The sequence below is a fragment of the Flavobacterium psychrotrophum genome (genome assembly GCF_003403075.1).
GTDB classification, from domain to species: Bacteria; Bacteroidota; Bacteroidia; order Flavobacteriales; family Flavobacteriaceae; genus Flavobacterium; species Flavobacterium psychrotrophum.
In genome coordinates this window covers 3,445,896-3,471,251 of the sequence record NZ_CP031557.1, presented here as the reverse complement: position 1 = coordinate 3,471,251, position 25,356 = coordinate 3,445,896, and the positions used below count along the sequence as shown (strand labels likewise).

Below are 25,356 nucleotides of genomic sequence, written 5' to 3'. Positions count from 1 at the left end.
ATTGGCTTCATAGTTCAATGGATAGAATTTCAGATTCCGGTTCTGAAGATTTGGGTTCGAATCCCGATGAAGTCACAGGGGCTTATTTTACGGTGGAAGCACCAGTAAAATAGGCCTTTTGCATTTTAATGGCACTTTTGTGGCACTTTTGAAATTGACATGTTGAAAAAGCCAGGATTTACAAGGCTTTTATAGGGAAGTTCGACCCCGATGGGGTCACCAGAAGCTCTATTTAGAGCATCTTACTTCCTTAAAAAAGGTGTAAATCCTGAGAAACGGCTGTTTTTCAGGATTTTTTGTTTGGCTTTGCTATGGCAAAATTTGTAAAAGATGGCATTTATACCATGGCAAAAGTGTGGCACTTTACTTTTCTTAAAAAAAGTGCCACAGAAATTGATGTAACAATTTGATTTTCAACATGTAAAGCTGCTTAACGACTTGATTTGAAAACATTATAATTCGACCTTTATGTTTAATTAAAAAGTTGAATTATGTTAGAGAACAGTTTTAGATTGACTTTCTTTCTAAAGAAGCCAAAAAATGAATCCTTACAAAGGATTATCCAGCTAAGGATTACCGTAGATGGAATTGCAAAGGAAACATCCACTAAGCAGAAGTGGGATGTAAGGAGATGGGACCAGGAAGCCTGTAGGGCAATTGGTAATAAGGAAGATGCAAGGACGTTAAATTTCTACCTTGATACGTTAACCAATAAGATTTTACAGTTTAAAGCAGAGGTTATATTAAGTGGCCAATTCATCACTGCGCAGCGGCTGGTTGATTATATCTTAGGTAATGTGTAGGCTTCCCTTTTTTAGTACGATTTAAAAGTATAAAAAATACTGTTATTTCCAATCTTATGTTTCTAACAGTTGATGGGCTGAGTGTAGTGAAGGCGTAGCCGTAGCGGAACGAAGCCCATCAACTGTATTGTTTTTTATTCTATAGGCGCTCGGGCTGATTCCCCCCAGGGCATCATGAGGCCGGTGGTTGTTATAGTCCTCCACCCATTGGTGGCTGATATCCCTTACCTCATCGATACTCTCAAAAAGATGTGCATCCAGCACATGCTCCCTGTAGGTTTTATTGAAGCGTTCTATAAGGGCGTTCTGTGTAGGTTTCCCAGGCTGGGTATACTTAAACTCAATATCCATTATAGCACTCCATTCCTGAGCCAATTTAGCAACAAATTCCGGCCCGTTGTCCATTCGTATCCGTTTTGGCTTGCCATGCCGGTTTGTGAGGTGTTTTAAAACCCATATTATGCGGCTGCTCTTCAAAGAATAATCTGTCTCAATAAACAAAACTTCCCTGTTATAGTCATCAATTACATTAAAGCTGCGGAACTTCCTGCCGCCCATCAGGCTGTCGCTCATAAAGTCGATGCTCCAGGTGTGGGTAAAGCTCTCAGGTATAACTATAGCTTCCTTAACCCTTGCAGGCAGGCGTTTCTTTACCTTCCTGCGTAACGGAAGCCCAAGTTGCTTATACACCCTGTGCAGGCGTTTATGGTTTACCTTATCACCACCATTGCGCAGGCGGTAATAGCACTTCCAAAAGCCTTCGCGGGGATGGTCTTTTGCAAAGCCTTCAAGGCGTTCAATAAGACCTGTATCATTTTTTACCGAGAGGTACGATAAACTGCTCCGGCTGGTCTGTAAGAGACGGCAAGCCTTGCTTTTGCCGTTAGGGTAAACACAAGCCAGGTCGGTTACAATGGTTCTTTTATGGCAAGGCTTTAAAGCTTTTTTTCGATGATATATTTTGCCATGTCCAGTTCAAGGGCAAGGTCGGCATACATACGCTTAAGCTTGGCATTTTCCTCTTCAAGGGCTTTTAACCGCTTAAGTTCGCTGGCTTCCATACCGCCATAACGCTGCCGCCATTTATAAAAAGTAGCTTTGCTGACTCCATGCTCACGGCTTATGGTATCAACATCTTTGCCCGATTCAAACTCTTTGAGGATCTTGGCGATCTGGGTGGGATTAAATTTACTAGTCTTCATAATTACAGTTTAAAGTTAATAAAAATTCTACTTTTAAACTGTACTATTTTTGGGGGAGCTTACAGCAGCTCAAGGCGTTAAAGGATTCGTCTACTTTTAGTTTTAGTCCCTTAATATCAAGTGTAGTTTGATAATGTAGTTCAGAGAATGGTACTAACAATTCGTCCCAGTGTGTTGAAATTATAATACACCTGATTTCACTATCCCTGGCGTGATAATTCTGTTTGAGTAAGGCAATGTATTTTAGAAGCTCCTGAATTGCCTGCCTTGAAGACTGCTGGCTGCGTTTAATCTCAATTACAACATAATTATTAAGGAGGTCTTTTGCCAGTATATCTATATAGCCGTTTGCTCCGGAAACATTCCGGAGATAATGTTCTTTTTCAAGGAGGGTTAGCCCAAATTCGATTATGTTTAGTTGCGCGGCGAGATAATCCCGTAATGCTGCCTCTGTAAAATTGCCCATGGTAATGAGGAGGAATTTAACTTTAAATATTGCAAAAAATAATGGCAGTAGGAATTTTACTATTAGGAGTTAACTGCAAGTATCTGTACGCTGTAAAATTTTGAATGCTATTTCAAAAATAGTGATAAAACTTACGCAAAGTAAAGATAAGCTAAAGTGTAGTTTCGGGATAACATACTAATTAAAAGGGTGACACTACATATTTCAGAACAGGACTTTGTTTACATTTGTTAAAATGATCATTCAATGAACCCATTAATACGAGAAAAAAGGAAGGTTGTCTTCAGTTTTAAAAGGATAACAAACACAACTATTACTGCGCTGTCGGAGGTAATTGACTTGGAGGTACAGGCATCGTCAGCCCGTGATATTTCTTATTACCTCATGTATAGTGTTGATGCCAGCGGTGACACTTCTTTTGAAAGTGCATCGAGCGTAATTTTCAAGGATACTGAGGTTGTCGGCAACCATAATATCCACAAGGTAGCAATGCGGTTTTATACCTTGGACAATTCCAGGAGTATTGAAATACAGATTGTACATTCCGTTAAGAATGAAAATTCGGAAAATTTTATTATGGTCAGCGGTGAAGATTCGACATGGGTTAATGGGATTTTAAGCCGTTTGACTGCCCTTGTTAAAGGGTCGGAAAGCCAGCTCAAAGTCAACAGTTATTACAAAGGATTCTTCATTTTGTCCCTGTTGGTTGCTTTTAATATTGAATACTTCAGGCTTGGGTCTAAAACATTTTTTCATGTGGGCAATCAGTGGCTCGGGGAGATGCTTGTTTTCTTGGGACCAGCTACTTCCTTCGTTTTAGCTTTTAAGCTTAGCAGCTATATTGATTCTTTATGGCCTGCCGTGGAACTACAGACAGGGCCACACCATTTCAGCACAACTATAAAAAAAAGAAACGCCATGAAATGGGTACTGGCGAGCATTATCGTTCCCATAGTACTGTCGGTATTGTATGATGTATTTAAAGGCTTATAGTGTTTTTCTGTTGAGGTAACAGTATTCTTTAATATCCTCAACTTTAATTATAAATTCAACTATGGTATTGACAACTATCTGTGTGTCATGGTTCTCAAGAAAATTAATAGTTACTGAGCGCAATTCCTTTTTTGAAGTCGCCCAAATGGTATTGTAACCTTGTGTTGCTGGTTGCAGTTCAACGCTAAAGATATCGGTGCCGAGCGTATTTTTTATGGTATTCGCATACTCGAATTCCTTTCCCGACACGATGCCGCAAATACGCAGGATATTTCGCCTGTTGTTATTCCATACAAATATTTCGTACGTATTTGAAGATGTTTTTACCTGAATTACCCCTTCATTTTCGTAAATCCTTACCCTTGAAAACCGGGAGGCAAGCTGTGTATTGAGAAGTTCGCGCCAGTCAGTGTAAAAATCATTTGATAGTGGGCTATCCTGTTTTTTAAGGTAGGTTGCATAAAAGTCGGTAATTTCGTTGTACTCTTTGTGGCTTTCGGTTAAGTAGCCGATGTCTATTGAATTTATTTCTGAACTTAAAAGTAGGTTCATGGAAGTAACAATGGCTTTATTTTCATTAAAATAAAGCTTGGCGTGCAGGTTTGCGACCGTTATGGGCGTAATGCCCAGTTCCATAACCTGGTCGTATGCTTCCTTTTCGTTATCGCGGATGTAGAATTCGACTTCGATATTACGTTCGCGGAGCTTTTTAATCTTTGCTACGAGCTTAAACCATTTGTCAAATTTACAGTAAGGGGAAACAATGACTACCTTTTCCTTAGCTTCGTCAAAGAGGTTCATAATCTCGCCCGAAATATTGTTTGGTTTTAAAAACTGCATAGTGCTATATTAGTTACTTACTGGGCTTAAAGATACTATTATAGATGATTATTTGCCAAAGGTCATGTTTTTATGAAAAGGCTTTATATCCCTGTGGTCTAAATACACTGCCACCTGATAGGTAGTGTGGTCATACTTGTAACGGTTGCGTCCTGAAATCCGCTATGTTCAGGAAAAAGCCACGGTAGGGGGTCATGCCTTCCCTGAAGAGATTCCATAAAAGGCTGCATCCGAGTTGTGCAAGGGCAGCATTGATGTACAAGTCCTGTTTCAGCAGGGCTTCTGCAAGGGAGCAGCTTGGTGTGTCGTCATTTGTTTCTGATTGCTGTAAAACATCACGGAATTCATCGGTCACAAAAGGGAGGTAACGAACCGGCTCGTGTTTTTTTGAGTCAGGCTGCTGTAGTTTTCCTATTGTGGAGAGTATGACCTGCCCTGTTTTATGGCTGTTCCCGAAATCCATCCAGTATAGCGGCTGATTGTAGCTGCGTGCCGTATTTCCTTTAAGTATCGCTGCAATTTCAAAACGTGCTGCCACACTGTCCACGCACGAGAGGTATAACGTGGCATCCGTATTTTCAGGGAGCCTTTGGTTTTTGTCCCGTTCAAATTTCACGGTTTCGGCTTTCCACGCTGTGCCTGCAAACCGGTTGATACGGTTGATGAGTGCTACGGATTTAAACATCCCGACCTCGCAGGCGGCAAAACGTTGCCGCCCAAGGTTGGCTTCGGATATGATATCATCGTCCCACAGCCGCACCTGCAAACCCGGATGCCCAAGAGCGATAAGGCTGTGGTTCATTTCAAGGAGTGCGGTAAGCACTTTTGAGCCTGTACCCCCTGCACCGATGAGGTTCACGCTAACGGGGTTGTAGGGATTGATAAGGCTTTGGTGGGTAAAATGTACCCTTGTTTTTTCCGCTTTCATGGCAATAGGTTTTTAAGTGTCATTTTGTTTCGTACCAGTTCTGATTTCGGGAAAGCATCCCCTGATTGTATAAGCCTTTTCCACAGGCTTACACAGTTTCCTTTTACAGGATTGTAGCTGTCCAAAAGGTGGCTGAAATAGCTGTTAAAAAAACAGTTTTCCCACGCTTCGATGAACTCTTCAAGCGAAGCTGAGGATTTTATGGCCACATCTACTGTACCCATACACACCCTGCCACCTTTATAAATATTGAAAAATGGGGCGTGGTAGAGAGGTGTATTTATGTTTGGCACTCTGTCGGAAGACAGCCCGTATAGTGCTACCCCTTCACGGCTTGCCTTCCAAAGCAGGGCAGGGGTGTGTGCTTTGCCGTTGGGGATGCCGAGTTTGGGGATAAAAAACATCGGGCGTATCCGGGCTTTTGTGTACCACATCACACTTCCCCCACTGGGGTCAATGTGCAGGACATTTTGGGACAATAGCCCATCGGGCTTTAAAAATGCCTGTTTGGCGCGGGCTTGCGTTTCGAGGCAGGCGTGAAGCCTTTCCGTTTCCAAAACCGAAAGGGGGTGTGCGTTACGGGGTTGCCCCGTAGCGTCCATATCGTAGTATTCTACATAACACTGTTTTTCCTCGGTGTCGGTTTCGTAGAAAACAAGCGCACATTTTGGCAAATAGTGCTGTGTAAAGTTTCCGGTAATATCGGTTAGGGTTTCCATAGTCATTGCATTTTATAGTTGTAGAGTATATCGCAAAGCCTGTCCATAAGGTTAAATACCCTGCGTTCAAAATCGAACGAACCTGTTGTGGGAGTACCGTTGAAGCACTTTACTAAGGTTGGTTCTTCTATCTCGCCACATTCGTTAAACTCATTGTTTACGGTGTCGGCAACGGTGTCAAAAAGCCATCCTTTGGTATCGGCAGAGAAGCTTATGTATTTGTCCATGCTAATCGTTTCATTGTCATAATAATCATCTTCTGATTCTTCCCTGAAAGGCGTATTGCGGAAGATGCTTTCGTTGGGGTATTGGGAAAACAGGGCATGCGCCTGGGTGGCGACAACAAAACATTCCTGGTCTACATCGTCCATTGCCCTGAAACTATTTAGCCGGCAGGTAAATTGTTCAAGGTTGGCAGCATTGCTCAACTTCTTTTCTATATGGTCGCCAATCGTTATTGCGGTGTATAAGTCCTGTTTTTCTCCCCCTTCATATTCATTATCGGTATCCTGCTCCACCCAGTCTTTAATCATATCATACTGGTAATAGAGATAGGCGTTTTCCTGCCTGTAATAGGGTACGTCCACAATGCGGTAAAGCCATGAGCATACCGATAGGAGTAATATCCCTGCCTTTTTATGTCTTTTGCTTCGCAGCATTTTATAAATCGGTACTACAGGGATATAGTAGAGCGACTGTCCGGTGCTGTGCCGTTCTTCACTTACAAGGAAAGCGATAGGTTTGGCCTGTACCAAACGCAGGCTGTAAAAATCCTTAACTTCCCCTTTAAGGGTTTCCTGTAAGAGGGGCAGGAGTGTCGTAATGGTTTCAGGGTAATGGAATGGTTCGGATAAGGGCAGGGCAATCCCATAATGGGCTGTAAGCTGCGCAAGTGATGTACAGAACCCTTTGCCAATACGGGCTATTTCCCTGCTGTCCCGCATCGTTTTATTTTCTTTCAGGGTAGCAGGAAACACCGCCCTTAGAAAACCATCGGCAGCTGCGCTACCGGGACAGGTTGGAGGGTATCCCGCAGTTGTTGCTGCGCATCTTTGGGACGTTTCATAAAAACCAAAAACTCCCCGAGGTTCTTGTGCAGGGCTGCCTGCTGTTTTTCTTCGGGCGTGGCTGCCTTTGTTATAATGTGCGATTGCATAGTCCATAGTATTATCTGTTATCGTTATCCTTTTGTACCCATGACGCTTTCAAAACGATACTGTACCGTATCATCTTTAATTTCGGGTGCGGTTATCTTTGCCGTGGTCAGTATGGGGTAGGTCGCTGAATAGAAATTCAGGACACGCTCTGCTGCCCATGCCGGTTCAGGGTCAGGGAGGAGAATGTCCTGCCCGTTTTCTTTGAGTATGAATACCCGTTCTAATGGTGTTGCCAGTAACATAGTGATGCGTTTTTAAGTTATGTGTTCTCCGTTTTGCCGCTATCGAATAGGCCGCCCTCGTCAAAACGTGCTGAAAGGGCAGACCTTCGTTCTTTGATTTCCAAAGCATGTTCAGGGTAGTCCTGCGGGTTAGGTACTTTAGAATAGGCATCACGGAACTTACCTTCGCCTTCAAGGGTTTGCGACCTTTCGATGGCTTCCCTGTATTTCTTTTCCTTCGTATCGGCTTCCTTTTTTTCTTTGTCGCCTTTTTCCTTTTCCATTGCCGACTGTTTTTTCACAGTGTCAAGATGCTGCATATAACCCTGCATTTCGACCATCAGCGTTGAAGCGGCTTCAAGGGGTGCGGCAATATATTCAAAGAATTTTTCGTCAATATCCTCCGCTGTACCCCGCAGGTTCATGGGGCGTATAAGATTTTTTGCGCTGTCGCTGCATCCCTCATTCCGTACCAGTACCGATACAATTAGGCTGCCCTGAATACCGTGGGCAATGGTTATCTGTACACTGCCTGCAAAGTCAATTCCCGCAAGCTGCTTAAAAAAATTAGCTTCCATAGCTGTATGTTTTATGCCCCTGCCAAAAGGCAGGGGGTAGTTATTATCCCCTGTCAAAGAGCAGGCGTACCGCTTGGGTAAATTTCACGTTTTGCACGGCAAATTTGTATTTGTCAATGCAGTCAATTGTAAAGAGCGCATTGTATCCATCAAAGAGTTCATCGGCAAAAAGGCGTGGGCTTTTCGCCAGTTTTTTGCCATTTGTATCAATAGCCCTGCCTACATCAGCAGCAAGCCGTAGCCAAAAGTTCGGCTTAAAGAAGCCGTTGTCCCATTGCTCCCGTACTTCTGTTTCATGGGTTGCCAAATACTGCTGCGTCCCTTTTATGGTATCCACGAGTTCAGGCAATAGTTCAGGGAACCACCCTGCGAGCAGCCTGCCTTTTTCTACATTGTTTAATTTTTCCAGTGCTTTCATCACGATGCGTTTTGCGTTTGTAGCTTTCGTTGTAATAAGATTTCCAAAATCTCATAGTCACTTTCGTAGGTTTCGCCCTCGAAATAATACACCCCTTCATCCTCATGGTATTCATAGCGGTCAAAATCTGCCCAGTCGAGGTCGGTTTCGGTTTCCTGTCCATTTCGGTACTCGGTTACCCCATAAATGCAATTACCTGCTTCCTCATACTCATGGCGCACGCCAAGCCCGTAGCGGTCTGCAATAAGCCTGATTACTTCGGTATTGGGCGACCAACGTGTTTCGTATTCAAAAATCCCTACATCGCCTTCGTTGTAGTACAGGTTAAAGAAGTACCTGTTCTCGGTGTCAATAAAATCAGGAAGTTGACCATTCCCTGTCGTTTCTTCCCTTTCCTGCATGGACAGGAATAATTTGTGTAGTTGCTGTAGGGCATTACCGTTCCCGGTAAAGGCTACCCTGTTGCTGCACCAGTTTGCCATAGTATTTTTTTTATGGCAGTTGCCCGTAGGCAACCGCCCTTTTATTTAATTGAATTTAAAAATATCAGCCCCGACCTGTGCAAATTCCCCGCACAGGTTAAAGGCTGCCTGTGCCTTGCCCTGTGCTGTACCTCCCAGTATGAGGGATTGCAATTTGGCTTCCCCATCTTTGTAGCTTCGTACATTTTGGTAGTAACCCGTTACGGCATTATACGCCCCGAACAACGTACCTTTGGTAGTTGCTGTTTGTTGGGTGTCGCTCATCATGGCATAGGAAAACGCACTGTCCACCGTGTTTTTAAAAAGGGTAGAGAGTTCGTCCTGCGCCCCTTTTTTGAGCAGGTCAAAAGTTTCCTTGTTCGGGCATAATGCCAGTTCGATGAGTTTGCGTACTTGCGCATCGCTTACCTTAATATTCGCCCAGTTGTTGAATATCCCTTCCAGTTGTGTGCTGAGGCTATCGGCAAGCCCCATTACTTTGTGGGCATCCTCCAATCGCTGCTTTGCCCCTGCGGTATGTTTGATGCGCACCACATTAGCCATGCCTTTGAGTGCTGCGTTCAGGGTGTTTTGGCACACTACACGTATGGGGGTAAAGGCAGCGGTTATGCTCCCCGAGCCATCGTGTGCCGTGGTCAGGAAAATGTACTTTTCGGTAATATCGTCCCCACTGCCCACACGGATATAGCCGGGCAGTTTCGCGGTTATAAAGATGCGTTCCCCTTGCCCGAGTGCCCCTGCGGTTTCATACAGGACAGCATCCCCGCCGCCTACAATGGCATCAAAAAAGGCGAATGCCTCACGGTTCTGTACGATATGGTAGTCCTTGCCCACAGCAACCCCGAGTACCGCCTCGTTATCGGTACGGTAGGTAAAGAAGCTGCTTTTGGACTGGATGCTGTTGCCGCTCGGCAAATTGTGGGTGTTGGGGGCTTTGGCGATTTCGTAATCAAGCCCTGCAAATGCAATCGCTTCTGCGCTTGTGGGGTAGTCGCTTACGATTTGCCCAAGCCCGTGCCATGCCTTTTGCTGCACGCTGAAGAATGAGTATTCCCCTGTCTGCACGTTGAAATTAAGATTATGTCCCATGATTTCAGTTTTTTAATAGTTTATAATGTCAGATAAGTACCACCGCCTGTGGTGGGCAGCCTTCGGCTGCTGCAATAATTGCTACCGCCTGCCCCGGGTTTTGGGCTACCGTTTTTATTTTTACTTTGCCCTTATCGTGGCACAGCAGGGCGGTATAGGTTTTAAATGGTGTTTCCATAGCTTAGTTGTATTAAAAAGGCAGGTCATCGTGTTCTTCGCCTTGTGTTATCACTTCCGCTTCGTTTACGGTTATGCCTGCTGTATCCTGCTGCCCACGTGGCTGCCCACTACCGTGGAAAATGATACGGTCTGTCCGTAAATCCAATGATGTTTTGGGTTGCCCATCACTGGTTGTATAGGCACGACCCTTCAGCCATCCCGATACCTGCACCACACTGCCTTTGGTAAGGAATTGCGCTACCTTCGGGCTTATCCAATAGGAACAGTTAAAGTATTCCGTGTCGGTTTTTCGTTCCCCGCTTTTATCCCGGTAGGTATTGTTTACCGCTACCGAGAAATTTACCACCTCCTTTTCGCCAACCGCCCGCACTGTTGCGTCGCGTGTCAGCCTTCCAGTAATTTCCATACGCTTGTATTTAAGTTGTACAATCCAATACGATTTCTTCACAAATCCCACCCATAAACATTTTCCAAAAGAAAAAAGGGGAAAAAAGAAAGCAAGTGGCCAGCAGGATTTTTCACTCGGGGGGGTATAAGTCCCCCCTTGTGGGGGTGGCGCAGCCATTAAGGGCCACCCGAGTGAAAAATCCTGATAACTTAGCTGCCCTTTTTGCCCCTTTTCTTACAGGGAAATGTCCTTTTAATGCACCGCGGTTCCTCAATCACTACACTGCCAGGGAGTGTAGCGGCATCCTGCCTACAGGCAGATACAGCGGAAAGCCCGGCGCTTGCGGGCAGCCATGTTGATATTTAAAAGATTATCCGGTAGTGTACTACCATAAAAAATACCTACTAATGGGTATTTTTTAAATTGTTAAAAATTGTTAATTTGACACGCCCTTTACATTAAGACTACAGGCGATTATTTACGCAGACATCTCGCGATATGACTAAAAAACACCTACCTTACAACAGAATAATCAATTGCCATACTCATGTATTTACAGGAGACCATGTGCCGCCATATATTGCAAAGACATTCCTGCCATGGCCTTTTTATTATCTGGTATCTGTGAATCTGATTGTCAGTGCTTTCAGGTTCTACTACGGGCAGCTTAAGAGTTACCGGTTTGGAACTTTGGGTAAACTGGCTGCAAAAAGGCTCTACATTTTCAAGATGTTCATTGCCCGTAGTAAAATACTTTCCATTTTAGTATTCATGATAGGTTTGTTTTTAAGCCTGCAGGTCTTTTTCATTATAGCAGGCTGGCTGTCGGTGGTTGAATCGCCTTCGGGCAGCCTTTCTGTTTTTTTGAAGGAAATAGAAAATTGGCTGATAGACCGGCACCTTTTATACAGTGGTGCTACACCTGCCGTTGCTGTTGTATTTGTATTCCTGTTTTTACTTTTCTACAAAGCCGGCCGTAACCTGGTCTTCTTTGTCCTTAAGAGGATATGGTCTTTCTTGGGGATATTGCCCGGTAAGAAAACTAAGGAATTAGCCAGTAGGTACATTAATATTGGCCGTTTCGCTGCCTATCAGGGGCAGAGTGGTATTTTTACAAAATTACAGGACCAGTACCCCGTCGGCACCGGATTTGTTGTACTGCCTATGGATATGGGGTATATGGATGCAGGAAAAAGCAAGGAGGACTATGCTACACAAATGGCAAAGCTTTCAAAAATTAAAGAAAGTAAGCCTGATGCCGTTTTTCCATTTGTTTTTGCGGATCCCAGGCGTATGGTTGAAGAAGGTGCAAAACAATTTGATTATAAGGTGGTCGCTAACCAAGTAGTACTAGAACCATGTTTTATAAAAGATTATATTGAAGGGGAGCAGTTTAGTGGTTTCAAAATTTATCCGGCACTCGGTTACTACCCCTTCGATGAAGTACTATTGCCCTTGTGGAAATTTGCTGCCGATAAGGGTTTACCTATTATGACACACTGTATACGCGGTACAATATTTTACCGTGGTACAAAGAAAAAAGAGTGGGACTACCACCCGGTATTTACGCAGGCAGACGAGAAAACCCCTTTGATGCTTGGCCAGATCAAGAACAGTGAGTTCATAAATAATTTTACGCACCCGTTGAATTTCCTGTGCCTCCTTGATGAGTTCTTCCTGGCGAAGCTTGTTGGAAGAGCAAAAGACAAGCGCATCCGTGATCTTTTTGGTTACGATGAGAAGGCAAAAACAATACAGCATAACCTGAGCCACCTGAAAGTGTGTTTTGGGCATTTTGGCGGTGACGATGAGTGGACAAAGTTCCTTGAATCGGACCGGGACCAGTACTGTAACGCCCTTGTCAAGTACCCCAATATTGGCATACGTTTCAGAACCAACACAAAAGGACTTCCAAAGCCAGGTAAAATAGAGCAGCTTTGGAAGTATACCGATTGGTATTCTATAATATGCAGTATGATGCTACAGTATGATAATGTCTACGCCGACCTGAGCTACATCATCCACAACAATGCAATCCAACCCTTGCTCCGGCAAACATTGCTCAATCCGTTATTACGGGAAAAAGTGCTCTTTGGGACTGATTTTTATGTGGTACGTAACCACAAGTCGGAAAAGAATATGTTGGCAGAATCCCTTGAACACCTGTGTGATGCCGACTTTAAACAAATAGCGGTTTGTAACCCGGCTCACTTCCTATACCATACTTAAAGTTTAATACAATATCAAGGCGCTGTTTTTATAATTAGATTGATGACATTTATAATGCTTAATCGCGCTGTACGAAATTATGAAGCAACCTCTAAAAAATTTACAAAAAAAATAAAATATTCGCTATCAAGAAGTTTCAATCGTTAATTTTGAAACACCAAGCCAGACAATAATTAATGAGAAACCGCGAATCAATTATAAAGAGCATTACCAGCCACTTTGCTGTTTTAAAAACAGAGGTTGAATTAAGAAGTAAATTAAATCTTCAGGATATAAATGTACATGCAGAGCAATTTTATAAAATTTTGCTTAATAAAATCTTTAGTTACGACTTGGTTAATGTAAATATCACAGAACCAAATGCGGCTGTAATAGACCTTGCCGATGCTGGGAGAAAGATTGCCTTTCAGGTCACCTCTAATAATTCTAAAAGCAAAATTTTAGAAACAGTCAATTCTTTTAATGAAAAGAAACTTTTTGAAAAGTATAATACCCTCAAAATCTTAATAATCAAAAGCAGAATTAAGAGAAACGATATCATTACACATGCAGATTTTTCGTTTGATATGGATAAAGACGTAATGGACGTGAAGTACATTATAAGTATAATTTCAAGTATAGATGACCTCGGGCAATTAGAGGATATCGAAAAATGGCTTAGTAACGAATTGATTCAAAAATATTATGGTAGTAAATTAACTTCCAAGCCTAACGAGATAAATACGATAATGTGCTTAATCGACATCTTAAGCAATGAAGATAATCACAAAGCGTATGAAGCAGAAGCCGAACCAGACCCGGAATATAAAATTGAACAAAGATTTAAGGACTATGCGCCCTTTTTAAAGAATCTTTATTCCGAACTTTACATCGAATACGCATACGCATTGGAGGTCATACAAGAAAGTCCGGAAATTTCCTCCGTAAAAATCCGAAAAATTGGCACCTATCTTAAAGATATTAGCAGAAAGTACCTGAAAAGCAGCAATGATAACCCCGAAGAGGCACTGGAAAACCTATGTGACTTTTTTAAAAAATTGTGTTCTGATGATGGACTTGACTTTGATGAGATGGCAATTAAGTTTTACCTGTTGCATCAATTGATCAGGTGTAATGTATTTCCAAATTAATACGCTATGGGTATAATTTCAAAAGATGAGCATATCAGGCACTCAATAGTCTATATCGGATACCTAATACTTAAGGAAATAAGTATGAGAAAGGAGCGTAAAATTTCTATCTACGATATTGCTGGCATTTTGAAGAGAGAAAATTTGCTGAATGGCGAACAACTGCATTACTCCCTAATGTTTTTATATGCTGCTGGTATAGTCGATTTTGAAGAGCCTTACATTTACATAAATGATTAAATTAAAAAAATTATATACCTATCCTGAGAATACCAAGCCAATCTATTTTGATACGGGCTTAAATTTCATTTTGGGTGAACGCGACGGCTCTTCAAATAAGACAAATGGTGTAGGTAAGTCGATGTCGATTGAGTTTATTAATTTTTGTTTGTTACGTAAAAAAGACGGAAGTAGGGTTTTAAAAATCCCAAGAAATGTTCTATCGCCTGATACCCTTATCTGTTTGGATATGTCCATCCATGGTAAAGAGTTAACCATTTTAAGATCTATTAAAAATGCGGACCGCCCTGAAATAATCGTAAATGGAAATAGAACTACCTTTGATACTTTAGACAATGCATTGTATTATTTGAATGATTTATACTACACTGACGAATCCAATATAAATTTAAATCCGTCTTTTAGGGAACTAATGAACCCATCTATCCGCGACGAACGTTCTGAGTTCAAGGATATCGTTAGCTATTTTGACACTAAGAGCAGAATACCACCCGATTTTGCGCCAACCTTGTATTTACTCGATTTTGATATCGCTGCCTATCGTCTCGCTAAGATAACCATCAGGGAAATTGAGCGTTTGGCATCTATAATAAGCCAACTGAGAAGTAGTCTTACACATAATGGACTTAGAAACCTGAGCGATGTTCGTGCACAAGTTAACTCGATGGACGGTGAGCTTAAAAAACTGGAGGATGAGTTAGAAGAATTGAAGACTTTTGAATCATTTGACGCAATCGAAAATCAACTTGTAGATATTGATACCGCACTGGACAGTTTGCGAGCAGAGCACACATTTCTTAAACTCAGTATAAAAAAAATACGCTCCTTGCCAGTAGTCGAAAAAATAGATGAGGAAGACGTTTTATTTATATATGAGCAGTTCAAAGATGGATTGGGTAAACAATTAAAAAAATCGTTCGATGAAGTAAACGAGTTTAAAACAAAAATAGAAAATTTTCAGAATCATATAATTGATGAAAAGCTTAAAAGCCTTATTTCTAAACATAAACAAGTAAATAGTGATATCCGAGCCTTGGACGACGAAAGGGCGGGAATATTAAATGTTTTCGATAAAAAGGGGGTTTTCAAAAATTTAAAGCAAAGTTTGGCTATTTACCATCAGCGAAGCGAAGAGTCAAGCCTAATCAGGACACAGCTTAAAAACTATGATGCTAACAACCTTGACAAGAACAGACAAAAAGCCAACAAGTCTAAGTTAGTTACTAAAATAGATGAATGTATTGTTGAAAATGAAGATAAAGTCAAAAGTTTTAACTTGACTATATCTGATATTCATGAATACATAATGGGCAATCGAGGTTGTTCTTTTGATATTGTGACCGTTAACAAAGATACTTATAAGGATATTGTCAGGTTCAACATGACTATTGATTATGGTGGCAGTCACAGCGTTGAAAGGGTAAAAGTCTTTATCTACGATCTGGCACTTTTATTGAATGAAAATACTAAACTAAAACATCCTAATCTTCTTATTCACGACAATATTTTCGACGTTGATCAAGATACATTATTACGAAGTCTTAATTATCTATACTCTCAAGATACAAGCAAATTTCAATATATACTTACTTTAAACAGCGATAAGTTCGACAGTGAATCGCTGGAGCTATTGGACTTCGACCTTCATGATTATGCTAAAGCTGTCTTTACAAAATCTAACCGCTTCATTCTTGGCGACAAGTATTCCGAGATTTAATATTACCAATACAAGCACTTCTATTATTTTTAAACTATTAGCCAACCTATAAACATGAGTGCCACAGCAGGAAATACTGATAAAAAACAAAAATTCATCAGGTTTTGCGAATTCTTTGAAGCCGATTTAACGGTGAAGCTAGAAAATTATCTGGCAATGCAAACATTTATAGAATCCAACATTGAGGAGAAACAAGCTCATTTTAATACAATCTACGATAGCATCGACGAAATAGAGGATATTGAACAGTACAATATTGAGTTCCGAAAATTCGACGAGGCACATGGCACTGACCTTTTTTATTACGACAGCGAATTTCCTAATCGCATACGTTATTACCTGATAATCCAGACACAGGTTGTTTTAGAAAAGCATATGAAAGGGCTTTGTAAAAGATTGCAATTATTTTTTGAATCACCGTTTGATATTGACGATTTAAAAGGCAATAGCGATTTGGAGCGGGGTAAAATATATATTAGCAAACTATGTAATATAAATTTTCGGGATCTAGAACCTTTTTGGAGTTTTTTAAATGACATGAGAAAGTTACGCAACCAAATTGTTCATTATAACGGTCACTATACATTGAAAGACAAAGAAATGCTACGACTGATTGAAACAATACCGGAAATCAATCGTTTATTTGACAATGTACATGAACCTATGCAAGAAAATGAAGAGTATGAAATTGAGATTTCATCAAAAACACTTAACGACCGCTACGCTCAAAACGTCATCAAGTTTTTTCAGAAGCTAACCAAATTAATACAGGATAAAATTTGATATAAACTTCAATTTTTGCAGGTACTCACGATGTTTAAAATAATTTTAATTCCCTTATTTTGGACTTTCCGGGCTTTCTTCTCCTACAATCCTCCGATAGAAAAATGCATACGACATGTATAACGAACCTAAGAACGTAAACTTACTTGTCTTACAAAACCACCTGTATGCAAATAAATCAATCATCATTTAGCCCCAGATTTTTAAGATACGGTTAGTTACCTTTTTGATGATCGCTGGAAAAAGGGTTGGGATTTATTAGCATTTCTGGCGGGCTTGCAGGGCAAACGCATCATTTATATCGCACTTTAATACATGTAAAAGCTTGACATATATTTGTTTGTGATTTTATTTTTTCGTATATTATATTGATTTTCAATGTGATATACGATTTTTTTATGACAAACAAGTTATTCAGTATTTTTAAGCAGATAGAAGACAATAGGCGTGATTTAAGCAAACTTCATGACTTGAATGACATCCTTGTTATGGCAATTATTGCGGTGATTTGTGGGGCGGATACCTGGAATAATATCGAAGAATATTGCGAGGCAAAGTCTGATTGGCTCTCTAAATTCCTGAACCTGAAGAATGGGATTCCCTCTCATGATACTTTTAACAGGGTAATCAGTGCTATTGACAGCAATTGTTTTGAACGTTGTTTCACCGAGTGGGTTAGCGAACTAATAAAAGTTACCGATGTAAAGGAAATTGTAAACATTGATGGTAAAACCATACGCGGTGCGAAAGTCCAAGGCAAAAAATCGCCCATTCATATGGTAAGTGCATGGGCCAGCCATAACAATTTAGTATTGGGCCAGGTAAAGGTTAATGAAAAGAGTAATGAAATTACAGCCATCCCAGAGTTACTGGAAGCTTTAAGTTTACAAAACAGTATTGTTACCATTGATGCGATGGGCTGCCAAAAGACTATTGCTGAAATGATTATAGAAAAAGAAGCCGATTATGTCCTGGCTGTAAAAAAGAATAAAGAAAAACTGTTTGAAAATATTGAAGATGAGTTTAGATTTTCAAAGGCAATGGAAGTTATTGAAGATACAGATTTGGGGCATGGTCGTATAGAAACCCGAAAATGCAGTGTCATAAATGATTTTCAACACATTGAAGACCAAACACATTGGGCTAAACTAAAATCGATAATCAAAATAGAAAGCACACGTGAATTTAAAAACAGTGATAAACCTATAGAAAAAGCCATCCGGTATTACATTTCAAGCCTGGCTGTGGCGGCAATAGAATTTCAATATATTATTCGCTCACACTGGAACATTGAAAACAAGTTGCATTGGAGCCTGGATGTAGCGTTTATGGAAGATCAAAGTAGAAAGAGGCAAGACAATGCCGCGCAAAACTTATCAATATTAACCAAAATAGCCCTTAACTTACTGAAAAATGAAAAAACAGCCAAAGTAGGTTTAAAAGGAAAACGCCTTAAAGCAGGATGGGATAACAATTATCTCGAAAAACTAATCAAAGAATGATGCGTTTGCCCTGGGCGGGCTTGGGGCTGGAGCTGCCTTTCGCTTTTGCATCGCTGGCAGGATCTGAATAATCAGTTTTTATATTGCAATTACTATTAGTTGGTTTTCGAATTGATTTCAATTACAAAATCAATAACTCATTGGATGGCGGAAATTTCCCCTTCATAATTGCGGCTTTTTTTTGTCCGGGAAGCTGTACGATGACATTCGTTGTAACCCCATCCGCCGGATAACTGATATCCGCAGCCAGGCTGCCGTCCGGTTTTTGTGTCATCTGAACGAAATGTTCTCCGTGCTGGTATACATACCGGTTTGTCAACGCGACCGTTTCCGATTTTCCATCCGGGTAATTAGCAACATATATAAGGTCGGTCGACTTGTTACTAACCTTACCGATAGGTATCTGGAATGTAAACCTGCTTTGGGGCTGGTATGTATTGCGATGGTAAAAACTTACGCAATGGGTGATGTCCGAAGAGTTATTAGCGAGGTCGGTAGCCACTACAGGTTGATAAAGTATAACCATGCTGATTGGTTTTGTAGGGTACGTTGCAAAATAATTATCAAGCCACTCGGTGCACTTGGCAAGGGAAACCGTTTCGGGCAGCCTTAGAAAAAGGCTGTTCCGAGTTTGGGCATCCTCCGTTACAGCGTGTCTGGTGAGATTGATACAGGCATCCTCAAGCTTGCTGAAAAGGTTTTTTTCTTCATTGGCATGATATGCCCCAGATATCATTACCGTATAGCTGGTATAATGTGGATGAAATGGTTGAGCCGGATGTTTTATTGGGTAGATAAATATCAGGAATAAGGTACGGATATTCCCAGGGCCTTGTGGAAGTGCCGGGTCTATGGCTTCAACAAATGCCGAGAAAGGTTCTTTCGAGGTCCTTTGGCTTTTGAATATACGATCCATATTATCTTCTAATAATTTCCAGTGCTTTTTTTCGGGATATTCGTCAGGGAAATCTAAAATGATGTGCGACGGTGGGTAATTGTATTTTTTCAGCAGGATTTTCATCATGCTTTCCATGGTCTTGGCCTGGGTTTGAAACTGCTTCTGAAAAGTTGACTTACCATAGTTTTTGATAGACACACGATAGTTTTCATGGCTTCCCTGCAGTATCCCATCGTAACCTGCCTGATTCCGCACTGCCGGTTTTACAGGATGTAATTCACTGTGGAGGATGTTAAGGCAATTCAACTCAAAGAGTGCCCCGCGGTAATTATTGGCGTCTTTACCCTTAACATGCTTAACCTGTCCCTTCACCCAATTTGCATCAATTTGATTTAAATTCTGTATCGCCGTAGCCAGAGTGATTAATTCATTGCTGGCAAGGTTGTCTGTCCTCTGCCAGAGATTTTGCACAGGGTTGCCGTTGTTTTGCTTTAACCAGGTAAGGGAAAAAGTGTCTTCCAAAACTTTGATAAGCCCGTCAAATTCAGCATCGTCTATTTGTGACCCTTTGTTTCGTTTTGGTGCCGGTTCCATTTACAGTTACTTATTAATGTTTATATTTTACTGCCGGATATTAATTTTACATCTTTTTCCAGCTCTCTGTCGGTAATATTGCTACTATAGGTTTTTATGCATCTGCGCCAACTTGTGCGCCATCATGTCGCGGATTATTATCTGTAATTACTATTTTTAATATATCTGCGACATCATTTCCCAGTTCATGTCGCAGTTCCTTTTTTTATTGATATGTTACCTCTATCGGATTTACTATCAGGTAAATTGATGGTATCTGGAATTTAAAGTATAGTATAATCTTATGCAGCACCATGTCGCGGATGGTTATCAGGACATGCTATTGGTACTCTACCTGCGCTTTTATGTCCTGGTACATGTCGCAGTTCGTTTGTTGGTGTTGTTTTATTTCTATAATAATCTACTGAATTATAATTGCCTGAAATTCAAAAATCTTAATCATTTTGTGTGTTATCATGTCGCAGATTATCGGCACTTACAGCATTAGCACAAATCTGCATCATCTTTCTCAAGATCGTGTCGCAAATGCATCTTGTTTGCGGAAAATAAATTACTTATATAACAGCGATATATTTAAGGTTCTTAGAGTTATTGCTATCGCCATTAGTCGTCACAAGGCCTCTTTCTATAAAGGAACTCAAGTGCCTATTGGCGGTACGCTGGCTGTAACCCATGTGCTCTGCGTATTGGCTGGCTGAAATTTCATCCTGTGTTCGGAGCCATTCAAAACCCTTTAATTCCGAAGCAGTTAGTTCATCAAGGCCACGGTTGGGGATGGCTTTACGCAGTGCCTCCGTATTCCTTGGGAACGTCATGACCATGTACGGTGCATTGTAGGTAACAACCGGTAAAGGAAGGTTATGCCGCAAGGGTAATTCTTTTATGGAGCGAAAACCCAAGCCACGTTGTTCCACTAATCCGAGTTGGTCAAAGATATACATGATCTTAGGATTTCGGCTTAATGATGGGGCTGTAAAGTCCTGAATCTGATCTAATTTTAGAGGGGTACTGGTTCTCCGGGGCTTTTAATTGTAATAGCATCATCGCTAATTTCAAAAAAAATCGGTGCACCTGCCAAATCGTAATCCCGATGCACTACAGCATTACTTAATGCTTCACGGATAACAATTCCAGGATAATCAAGAACCATTTGCCTTTGGGCATTATTGCGATTTACCTGATGGCCGATTACCCTTTCAAACCACTCCATAGCCTGGCTTGTCTGGCTCACAAGAGGGCCATTGAAATTCTCTATTTGCTCTTTTCCTCCCGTAGTTTTATAGGTAGCACGTATTGTGGCATTTTGATAAAGTAGCTGCGGATGCTTTCCAAAAAGCAATATGCCCAAACCTGTCGGGATATAGGTACCGTCATGCTGATCTACCAATCCTAATTGCTGAAATACTTTGAAGAAGGAGGGAGTGCCATATTGGACATCAATCCTTGCCTGGTTGATAAAATTGTTGATTTCATTTTCATTTAGGTCATCAAGATCGGCATTAACTTCAGCCCTTTCTTTTTCTGAAAGGAGTACTGGCTGATAGGGCTCCTTAACTTTTTTGGCCCGTTCTTCGGCTTCAGTTATAAACTGTTTGTTTTCCTGCCTAATTTGCTCTTGAAAAGCCAGATCAAACATTTCCACTTCGACACCGTGATCCTGAAGATATTTTATGCCTTTTCTATCCACCGTAGGGTCCGGATCTTCAATACCTACATAGACTTTTTTAATTCTTGCATTCACAATCCGTTCTGCACAGCATAACTTTGGATGTTTACGCGCTCCCGGAGCACAAGGTTCAAGTGTTGCATATAGTATTGCCCCATCAAGATTGGTGCTCCGGTTCTTTCGCTCAAGAAGCGTAAATTCTGCGTGGTCGCCATGGCGGAGTTCACCGCGTGATGCTGTTTCAACCATACCATCGGTTTTGATCAGTACCGCGCCAACTTTTGGGCTAACTTTATCAGACCTTGGCTCCTGTATAGATTTATTCATTACAGCAATCGCTAATTCCATATATTCCTGAGGGGTACTTTCTGAAGACTGTTTTTTTGCCATGTTGGTTTATCTATAAGTATCACAAATATAAATTAATATCATTTTAAAAATCATCCATCAATTTACTTTTTCACGATCATCCAGCTTAAACTCGGATTATTCATTAACCTGTGTATTTCGCTGTCGATCACCTCGCGGATATCCTGCTTCACCTGCAGGTAACTTTGTTGTACCTGTTCTACTGTAATCTTCCTGACCGGCTCAATATCACGATAGGATTGTTCCTCTTTCTTAAGGGCTTCGTGATCGTTTTGTATTTCGGCATGAAATCCTTTGAGGTCAATTGGGCGATCCGGTTCGTCTGCAACGATACCCACAAATTCACCGGAGCTCAGCTTGGCGATCTTTGACGGCGGTATGGCACTATCAAGCTGGCGGGAGTTACTAACCGAAACATCATTACTATTAATAGAAAGACTCTGCCGTTTTTGCATAATTTTCCCGAAGCGTTCCGAGAGCTGCTTTGCCGAATCCCCGTTAACCTGTCCTGATATAATATTTCCTGTTATGTTTACGATTACATCGGCCTGTTCCCTCCCATAATCTTTCCTTAGCTGGCTAAAGTCCTGAATGCCCAAGCATGTGGCAACCTTATTGGAACGCGCTGTGGCTATAAGGCTGTCCATGTTATTAAGATACAGTGTTGGGAATTCATCAAATATCAGGCTGCTTTTAAGCTGGCCTTTTTTGTTGACCTGTTTTACCAAACGCGACACATAAAGGGATAGTACGGCACCGTATATTTGTATTTTCTGCGGGTTGTTACCCATGCACACCACCTTAGGGGCCTCGGGATTGTTGATGTCAAGGGTAAAATCGTTGCCGGAAAGCACATAATAAAGCTGTGGAGACGATAACCGCGCCATTGCAATTTTAGCAGAAGCAATTTGTCCCTCCAGCTGCTCCATAGCATTATTCACGTACGCGTTGATAAAAGGGTTGATGAGCACTTCAATTTCTTTGTCACTGCGTAGCAGGGTAAAGAGATCGTTATATTCTGCCTGCATCAATTCAATGACATGCGGTAAAGTGCAGAACTCGCCACCATTGTATTTCTTCAGGTACCAGATAATTGCAGTAACGAAGTTAATTGGTGATTCCACAAAAAAGTCCCCTTGTTTTTTTATCCATTCACGGTTGAGCCCCAGTAAGATTGTCCGGGCTGATTCTGCCGCATCTGTTATGTCGGTCATTCCTGAAGGCTCTAAAGGGTTACATCGGTGTGAGCGGGCAAGATCATCAAAATTGATGAGATAAAAGCTGCATTCCTTAGGATAGTGGTGCCGGTTTTGTAGCCATGCATTGTAGGCAATGCGCGAAAGGTCATCAAACTTGAAATCGTATACGAACATGGTAAAGCCCTTGCGGAGGTGCTGGGTAATTACATGTCGTATGACAAAGTAGCTTTTACCTGCACCGGGTGTGCCCAAAACTATTAATCCACGGAAGGGATTAATAATGTTGATCCAGGACTTCTTTTTTTTCTTTTGCAGCTTATAGATAGCCGGTAGGTTGATGGAATATTCATTTTCCAAAAGGCGCTCTTCCTGTGGGAATGTTTCATTATCGCTGTTGAACACATCGCCGTCGTCAAGTCGGTCCTTAAGGATGCGGCTTAGCCATACCGAACCTGTGAGGATAAAGATATAGCCGAAAATGGTTAATGCCATGTAGGTAATAGCAAGCGCATTTGGTGTAGCAATTACATAGTTCATTAACACACTTCCAAAGAAGCAAGGTAGGCCGATGGCTATATACTTCAAGGGACGCTTGTAGTCCATCTTTTCATCTTTCCTGCCTTTGGTACCCAGTAGTGAGATCACAAGGAATAGTAATGCAGCTATTTTTGCAGTGCTATAATGTTTAAACAGTCCCGTTTGGCTAATGTGGTTCAGTATGCTATTGGTAATCCCAGCATACCAACCCATTTGGTGAAAAAACACATAACATCCATGATAAAAATGCAAGAGTAAAAATGTGATGCTTATAATCCTTGAAAGGTCTGCGATCTTACGCAGTGCCTGTTCGTTTTCTCCTGTTCCCATTGTATAAATATTTTTTGTTTCGGGCATTTTTAACGCCTTTTTTTCCTTTTCTTCTGCTTTTTAAATTCCCCTGATGTGTACTCTTGAATGCTTTCAGGATTTAGTAACTGGTTTACGATGTTTGGAGTAGTACCTTCACTAGGCCTACTATGCGATGAGTGTGTCTGCAACGAGGCCTCCCCGCCAGCGGGATGCTTCGTGCCTATCGCGGCCGAGGGTTGCTGCCCCAGGGCAGAGTCCCGCAGGTTTTCGTTGCATCGGTCTGAAAGGCTTTTAGCGCTGTATTTTCTGCCCAGGGTGCTCCCATTGAAAATGCAGTAGTTCGTATGGTCTACGAATGTAACGCCGTACACCTGGCCGGTGGTTGCTACCCGAAGTACAAGGTCAATTCCGGCAGGCCTTAGCAGTTCCATTAAAGCGGAAAGGTTTTTGGGCCGGTCCCGAAGGTACACTGCGTCAACAGCAGCCCTTGTATGCATCTGTCCTTTCATAGCGTGAGCCTCTGAATTTTTAAACAATTGTTCTAGTTTACCCAGCGTAGGCGCGAAATGAAATGTACTGGCTTTCTGCGGTACACCCAAAGGCTCGCCTGAAGGGCCTAGCGCACGGTACATTAAGCCACCGGAAACGTACGTTCGGGAGGTGGCTTTACCACGGTCGGCCTTTACATTATATAACCCAAGAACTGCATTTAGTTCTGCAAGGGAGGTAAATCGGTATTTCTGCAAGACAAACTGAAGTACATTACCAATGGCCTGCTTGGTAGGCCGCTGCCCATAATGAAGCCTGCCAGCACTGACAGGATCTGGCCTGTACGAATGCAATTGACCTTGATTTTCAGCGGGAGTGAGGCCATAGGTGTTTTCGATTGCTTTGCGCGCGGTTTCGGATTGGTTGCGCCCAATATTCTGCATGTCGATTCGGCTGCCGTCAGGGCGTACTTTCAGTGATACCAAGTGCAGATGCGGATGGCCCGCGTCTAAATGGCGATAGGCAAGCCAAGGCTGGTTGCCAAAGCCGATCCGTTCCATGTATTCTGCGGCAATTTCCAATAACTTTATGTCTGAAAGCTTTTCCTCGTTTTGCGCAAAATTTAGTGAAATGTGTACACTTTTGCGTGTCACGCGGCTATTGAGGGCGGCCATGCGTTCCATGAAGTTAAGTTTGGTCATCAGCCCCACTGCACCTCCCTGGAACGGGCAATTTTTTTCACCTAATAACCTTGCGGCACCGCTACTCAATTTGTCTTCATTATAGCGAAGAATACGGGAAAGCGAAACGCCAGTCTTAATTACAGCAACCATGTCTGGGCGAGTGTATTCAGACTGGTAAGCAATTCCTCAATCTTGAAATCCAACGACTGCCGCTGCACAGTGAAGGACGCCTGCCAATTAGAATCTGTGGCGAGCAGTGGGTTGGCATTGACCTTGTGTGTGACCTGGTTGAGGTTTTGGCCAATTGCCCTAAGTTCCTCACGCAACGCCGTCAGTTCCTGTAGCCCGGTATCTAAAGAAGCATTGCGCTGTAGTATTGTTATCGGTTTTTCAAAAAGGCAATTTCTTACAAATTCACTTACTTTCCGGCACGTAGTAGAGTGGTATTTTTGCATTAGTTTCTCGTGTTCTTCAGGTCGCAGGCGCAGGTGTATCCAGCGGCTTCGCGTGATGGTGTTTTTCTCTTTCATAATATATCTTTTTC

At 41.8% G+C, this 25,356-nt stretch carries 27 protein-coding genes, 1 tRNA gene and 1 pseudogene; 9 read left to right on the top strand and 20 right to left on the bottom strand.

All coding sequences use genetic code 11. The features are described 5' to 3' along the window. Positions 1-3: 3 nt before the first annotated feature. Both DYH63_RS14885 and DYH63_RS14880 read left to right on the top strand, forming a co-directional pair. A tRNA-Arg gene (locus DYH63_RS14885) sits at positions 4-75 on the top strand. A gap of 416 nt (positions 76-491) precedes the next feature. Further along, complete coding sequence (locus tag DYH63_RS14880; RefSeq protein WP_116789543.1) at positions 492-803, top strand: hypothetical protein; 312 nt, start codon at positions 492-494, stop codon at positions 801-803. A gap of 54 nt (positions 804-857) precedes the next feature. Here DYH63_RS14880 and DYH63_RS14875 read toward each other — a convergent pair. Both DYH63_RS14875 and DYH63_RS14865 read right to left on the bottom strand, forming a co-directional pair. Beyond that, positions 858-2,005, bottom strand: a protein-coding gene (locus DYH63_RS14875) for an IS3 family transposase (RefSeq protein ID WP_439952026.1) whose coding sequence is annotated in 2 segments (ribosomal slippage) — positions 858-1,744 and positions 1,744-2,005 — 1,149 coding nt in all. Because the reading frame shifts where the segments join, the coding sequence is not laid out codon by codon here. A gap of 43 nt (positions 2,006-2,048) precedes the next feature. After that, positions 2,049-2,471 carry an endonuclease NucS domain-containing protein gene (locus tag DYH63_RS14865; protein ID WP_116789541.1) on the bottom strand — a complete coding sequence of 141 codons (423 nt, stop codon included), beginning with the start codon at positions 2,469-2,471 and terminating at the stop codon, positions 2,049-2,051. 246 nt (positions 2,472-2,717) lie between these two features. Between DYH63_RS14865 and DYH63_RS14860 the strand changes: the two genes are divergently transcribed. Further along, a complete protein-coding gene (locus DYH63_RS14860) occupies positions 2,718-3,464 on the top strand; it encodes a hypothetical protein (RefSeq protein WP_116789540.1) in 747 nt (248 codons plus the stop codon). On the opposite strand, the gene DYH63_RS14855 is transcribed toward DYH63_RS14860, so the two are convergent. The 11 genes from DYH63_RS14855 to DYH63_RS14810 form a co-directional block, all read right to left on the bottom strand. Then, positions 3,459-4,304, bottom strand: a complete 846-nt coding sequence (locus DYH63_RS14855; protein ID WP_116789539.1) for a phospholipase D-like domain-containing protein — start codon at positions 4,302-4,304, stop codon at positions 3,459-3,461. The genes DYH63_RS14860 and DYH63_RS14855 overlap by 6 nt on opposite strands. A 130-nt stretch (positions 4,305-4,434) precedes the next feature. Next, positions 4,435-5,232: a PRTRC system ThiF family protein gene (locus tag DYH63_RS14850; RefSeq protein WP_116789538.1), complete on the bottom strand. Its 798-nt coding sequence runs from the start codon at positions 5,230-5,232 to the stop codon at positions 4,435-4,437. After that, positions 5,229-5,951 (bottom strand): PRTRC system protein B, encoded by a 723-nt coding sequence (locus DYH63_RS14845; protein WP_116790859.1) that lies wholly within the window; start codon positions 5,949-5,951, stop codon positions 5,229-5,231. Before DYH63_RS14845 ends, DYH63_RS14850 begins: the two co-directional genes overlap by 4 nt. A gap of 2 nt (positions 5,952-5,953) precedes the next feature. Continuing rightward, entirely contained in the window at positions 5,954-7,114 is a 1,161-nt protein-coding gene (locus DYH63_RS14840) for a hypothetical protein (protein ID WP_116789537.1), read from the bottom strand. 17 nt (positions 7,115-7,131) lie between these two features. Continuing rightward, on the bottom strand, positions 7,132-7,350 hold the full coding sequence (locus DYH63_RS14835; RefSeq protein ID WP_116789536.1) for a PRTRC system protein C: 219 nt from the start codon (positions 7,348-7,350) through the stop codon (positions 7,132-7,134). Between the two features lie 17 nt (positions 7,351-7,367). Further along, positions 7,368-7,907 carry a prtrc system protein e gene (locus DYH63_RS14830; RefSeq protein ID WP_116790858.1) on the bottom strand — a complete coding sequence of 180 codons (540 nt, stop codon included), beginning with the start codon at positions 7,905-7,907 and terminating at the stop codon, positions 7,368-7,370. Positions 7,908-7,950: 43 nt separating this feature from the next. Further along, positions 7,951-8,325 (bottom strand): hypothetical protein, encoded by a 375-nt coding sequence (locus DYH63_RS14825; RefSeq protein ID WP_116789535.1) that lies wholly within the window; start codon positions 8,323-8,325, stop codon positions 7,951-7,953. Beyond that, on the bottom strand, positions 8,325-8,807 hold the full coding sequence (locus DYH63_RS14820; RefSeq protein ID WP_116790857.1) for a DUF1281 family ferredoxin-like fold protein: 483 nt from the start codon (positions 8,805-8,807) through the stop codon (positions 8,325-8,327). The genes DYH63_RS14825 and DYH63_RS14820 overlap by 1 nt, the downstream gene beginning before the upstream one ends. Positions 8,808-8,852: 45 nt before the next feature. Then, a complete protein-coding gene (locus DYH63_RS14815) occupies positions 8,853-9,896 on the bottom strand; it encodes a DUF932 domain-containing protein (RefSeq protein WP_116789534.1) in 1,044 nt (347 codons plus the stop codon). A 28-nt stretch (positions 9,897-9,924) separates the two neighbouring features. Next, on the bottom strand, positions 9,925-10,074 hold the full coding sequence (locus tag DYH63_RS21355; RefSeq protein ID WP_162927049.1) for a hypothetical protein: 150 nt from the start codon (positions 10,072-10,074) through the stop codon (positions 9,925-9,927). Positions 10,075-10,086: 12 nt separating this feature from the next. Next, positions 10,087-10,482 (bottom strand): single-stranded DNA-binding protein, encoded by a 396-nt coding sequence (locus DYH63_RS14810; protein WP_116790856.1) that lies wholly within the window; start codon positions 10,480-10,482, stop codon positions 10,087-10,089. Between the two features lie 480 nt (positions 10,483-10,962). Here DYH63_RS14810 and DYH63_RS14805 point away from each other — a divergent pair, with 480 nt between their 5' ends. The 6 genes from DYH63_RS14805 to DYH63_RS14780 all read left to right on the top strand — a co-directional run bounded on the left by DYH63_RS14805 (position 10,963) and on the right by DYH63_RS14780 (position 18,065). After that, complete coding sequence (locus DYH63_RS14805) at positions 10,963-12,693, top strand: amidohydrolase family protein (RefSeq protein ID WP_116789533.1); 1,731 nt, start codon at positions 10,963-10,965, stop codon at positions 12,691-12,693. 176 nt (positions 12,694-12,869) lie between these two features. Next, positions 12,870-13,823, top strand: a complete 954-nt coding sequence (locus tag DYH63_RS14800) for an SMEK domain-containing protein (RefSeq protein ID WP_116789532.1) — start codon at positions 12,870-12,872, stop codon at positions 13,821-13,823. Between the two features lie 6 nt (positions 13,824-13,829). Further along, positions 13,830-14,063, top strand: a complete 234-nt coding sequence (locus DYH63_RS14795; RefSeq protein ID WP_116789531.1) for a hypothetical protein — start codon at positions 13,830-13,832, stop codon at positions 14,061-14,063. Further along, complete coding sequence (locus DYH63_RS14790; RefSeq protein WP_116789530.1) at positions 14,056-15,780, top strand: DUF2326 domain-containing protein; 1,725 nt, start codon at positions 14,056-14,058, stop codon at positions 15,778-15,780. The genes DYH63_RS14795 and DYH63_RS14790 overlap by 8 nt, the downstream gene beginning before the upstream one ends. Positions 15,781-15,834: 54 nt before the next feature. After that, entirely contained in the window at positions 15,835-16,563 is a 729-nt protein-coding gene (locus DYH63_RS14785) for a hypothetical protein (protein WP_116789529.1), read from the top strand. Positions 16,564-16,961: 398 nt separating this feature from the next. Beyond that, entirely contained in the window at positions 16,962-18,065 is a 1,104-nt protein-coding gene (locus DYH63_RS14780; RefSeq protein ID WP_116789528.1) for an ISAs1 family transposase, read from the top strand. A gap of 121 nt (positions 18,066-18,186) precedes the next feature. Here DYH63_RS14780 and DYH63_RS14775 read toward each other — a convergent pair whose 3' ends face one another. The 7 genes and pseudogenes from DYH63_RS14775 to DYH63_RS14750 all read right to left on the bottom strand — a co-directional run bounded on the left by DYH63_RS14775 (position 18,187) and on the right by DYH63_RS14750 (position 25,342). Then, complete coding sequence (locus DYH63_RS14775) at positions 18,187-19,557, bottom strand: hypothetical protein (RefSeq protein WP_116789527.1); 1,371 nt, start codon at positions 19,555-19,557, stop codon at positions 18,187-18,189. Between the two features lie 554 nt (positions 19,558-20,111). Continuing rightward, positions 20,112-20,426, bottom strand: coding sequence for an ArsR/SmtB family transcription factor (locus tag DYH63_RS14770; protein WP_162927048.1), 315 nt, complete (start codon positions 20,424-20,426; stop codon positions 20,112-20,114). Next, positions 20,427-20,498 (bottom strand): annotated as a pseudogene (locus DYH63_RS21800) (hypothetical protein); the annotation flags it as partial. Positions 20,499-20,554: 56 nt separating this feature from the next. Further along, complete coding sequence (locus DYH63_RS14765) at positions 20,555-21,613, bottom strand: deaminase (protein WP_116789525.1); 1,059 nt, start codon at positions 21,611-21,613, stop codon at positions 20,555-20,557. A 62-nt stretch (positions 21,614-21,675) separates the two neighbouring features. Further along, the gene (gene mobC / locus DYH63_RS14760) at positions 21,676-23,658 is read right to left on the bottom strand and encodes a conjugal transfer protein MobC (RefSeq protein ID WP_116790855.1); all 1,983 of its coding nucleotides are present in this window, start codon (positions 23,656-23,658) and stop codon (positions 21,676-21,678) included. Positions 23,659-23,687: 29 nt separating this feature from the next. Next, on the bottom strand, positions 23,688-24,803 hold the full coding sequence (locus DYH63_RS14755) for a relaxase/mobilization nuclease domain-containing protein (RefSeq protein ID WP_240409117.1): 1,116 nt from the start codon (positions 24,801-24,803) through the stop codon (positions 23,688-23,690). 146 nt (positions 24,804-24,949) lie between these two features. After that, entirely contained in the window at positions 24,950-25,342 is a 393-nt protein-coding gene (locus tag DYH63_RS14750) for a plasmid mobilization protein (RefSeq protein WP_116789523.1), read from the bottom strand. Positions 25,343-25,356: the final 14 nt, after the last annotated feature.

Coding starts and splice junctions, on each gene's coding strand:
- DYH63_RS14880 (WP_116789543.1), top strand. CDS start 492: ATGTTAGAGAACAGTTTTAGATTGACTTTCTTTCTAAAGAAGCCAAAA.
- DYH63_RS14860 (WP_116789540.1), top strand. CDS start 2,718: ATGAACCCATTAATACGAGAAAAAAGGAAGGTTGTCTTCAGTTTTAAA.
- DYH63_RS14785 (WP_116789529.1), top strand. CDS start 15,835: ATGAGTGCCACAGCAGGAAATACTGATAAAAAACAAAAATTCATCAGG.
- DYH63_RS14790 (WP_116789530.1), top strand. CDS start 14,056: ATGATTAAATTAAAAAAATTATATACCTATCCTGAGAATACCAAGCCA.
- DYH63_RS14830 (WP_116790858.1), bottom strand. CDS start 7,907: ATGGAAGCTAATTTTTTTAAGCAGCTTGCGGGAATTGACTTTGCAGGC.
- DYH63_RS21355 (WP_162927049.1), bottom strand. CDS start 10,074: ATGGAAACACCATTTAAAACCTATACCGCCCTGCTGTGCCACGATAAG.
- DYH63_RS14795 (WP_116789531.1), top strand. CDS start 13,830: ATGGGTATAATTTCAAAAGATGAGCATATCAGGCACTCAATAGTCTAT.
- DYH63_RS14780 (WP_116789528.1), top strand. CDS start 16,962: ATGACAAACAAGTTATTCAGTATTTTTAAGCAGATAGAAGACAATAGG.
- DYH63_RS14815 (WP_116789534.1), bottom strand. CDS start 9,896: ATGGGACATAATCTTAATTTCAACGTGCAGACAGGGGAATACTCATTC.
- DYH63_RS14750 (WP_116789523.1), bottom strand. CDS start 25,342: ATGAAAGAGAAAAACACCATCACGCGAAGCCGCTGGATACACCTGCGC.
- DYH63_RS14810 (WP_116790856.1), bottom strand. CDS start 10,482: ATGGAAATTACTGGAAGGCTGACACGCGACGCAACAGTGCGGGCGGTT.
- DYH63_RS14850 (WP_116789538.1), bottom strand. CDS start 5,232: ATGAAAGCGGAAAAAACAAGGGTACATTTTACCCACCAAAGCCTTATC.
- DYH63_RS14800 (WP_116789532.1), top strand. CDS start 12,870: ATGAGAAACCGCGAATCAATTATAAAGAGCATTACCAGCCACTTTGCT.
- DYH63_RS14835 (WP_116789536.1), bottom strand. CDS start 7,350: ATGTTACTGGCAACACCATTAGAACGGGTATTCATACTCAAAGAAAAC.
- DYH63_RS14865 (WP_116789541.1), bottom strand. CDS start 2,471: ATGGGCAATTTTACAGAGGCAGCATTACGGGATTATCTCGCCGCGCAA.
- DYH63_RS14825 (WP_116789535.1), bottom strand. CDS start 8,325: ATGAAAGCACTGGAAAAATTAAACAATGTAGAAAAAGGCAGGCTGCTC.
- DYH63_RS14855 (WP_116789539.1), bottom strand. CDS start 4,304: ATGCAGTTTTTAAAACCAAACAATATTTCGGGCGAGATTATGAACCTC.
- mobC (WP_116790855.1), bottom strand. CDS start 23,658: ATGGGAACAGGAGAAAACGAACAGGCACTGCGTAAGATCGCAGACCTT.
- DYH63_RS14765 (WP_116789525.1), bottom strand. CDS start 21,613: ATGGCAAAAAAACAGTCTTCAGAAAGTACCCCTCAGGAATATATGGAA.
- DYH63_RS14845 (WP_116790859.1), bottom strand. CDS start 5,951: ATGGAAACCCTAACCGATATTACCGGAAACTTTACACAGCACTATTTG.
- DYH63_RS14820 (WP_116790857.1), bottom strand. CDS start 8,807: ATGGCAAACTGGTGCAGCAACAGGGTAGCCTTTACCGGGAACGGTAAT.
- DYH63_RS14775 (WP_116789527.1), bottom strand. CDS start 19,557: ATGGAACCGGCACCAAAACGAAACAAAGGGTCACAAATAGACGATGCT.
- DYH63_RS14840 (WP_116789537.1), bottom strand. CDS start 7,114: ATGGACTATGCAATCGCACATTATAACAAAGGCAGCCACGCCCGAAGA.
- DYH63_RS14755 (WP_240409117.1), bottom strand. CDS start 24,803: ATGGCCGCCCTCAATAGCCGCGTGACACGCAAAAGTGTACACATTTCA.
- DYH63_RS14805 (WP_116789533.1), top strand. CDS start 10,963: ATGACTAAAAAACACCTACCTTACAACAGAATAATCAATTGCCATACT.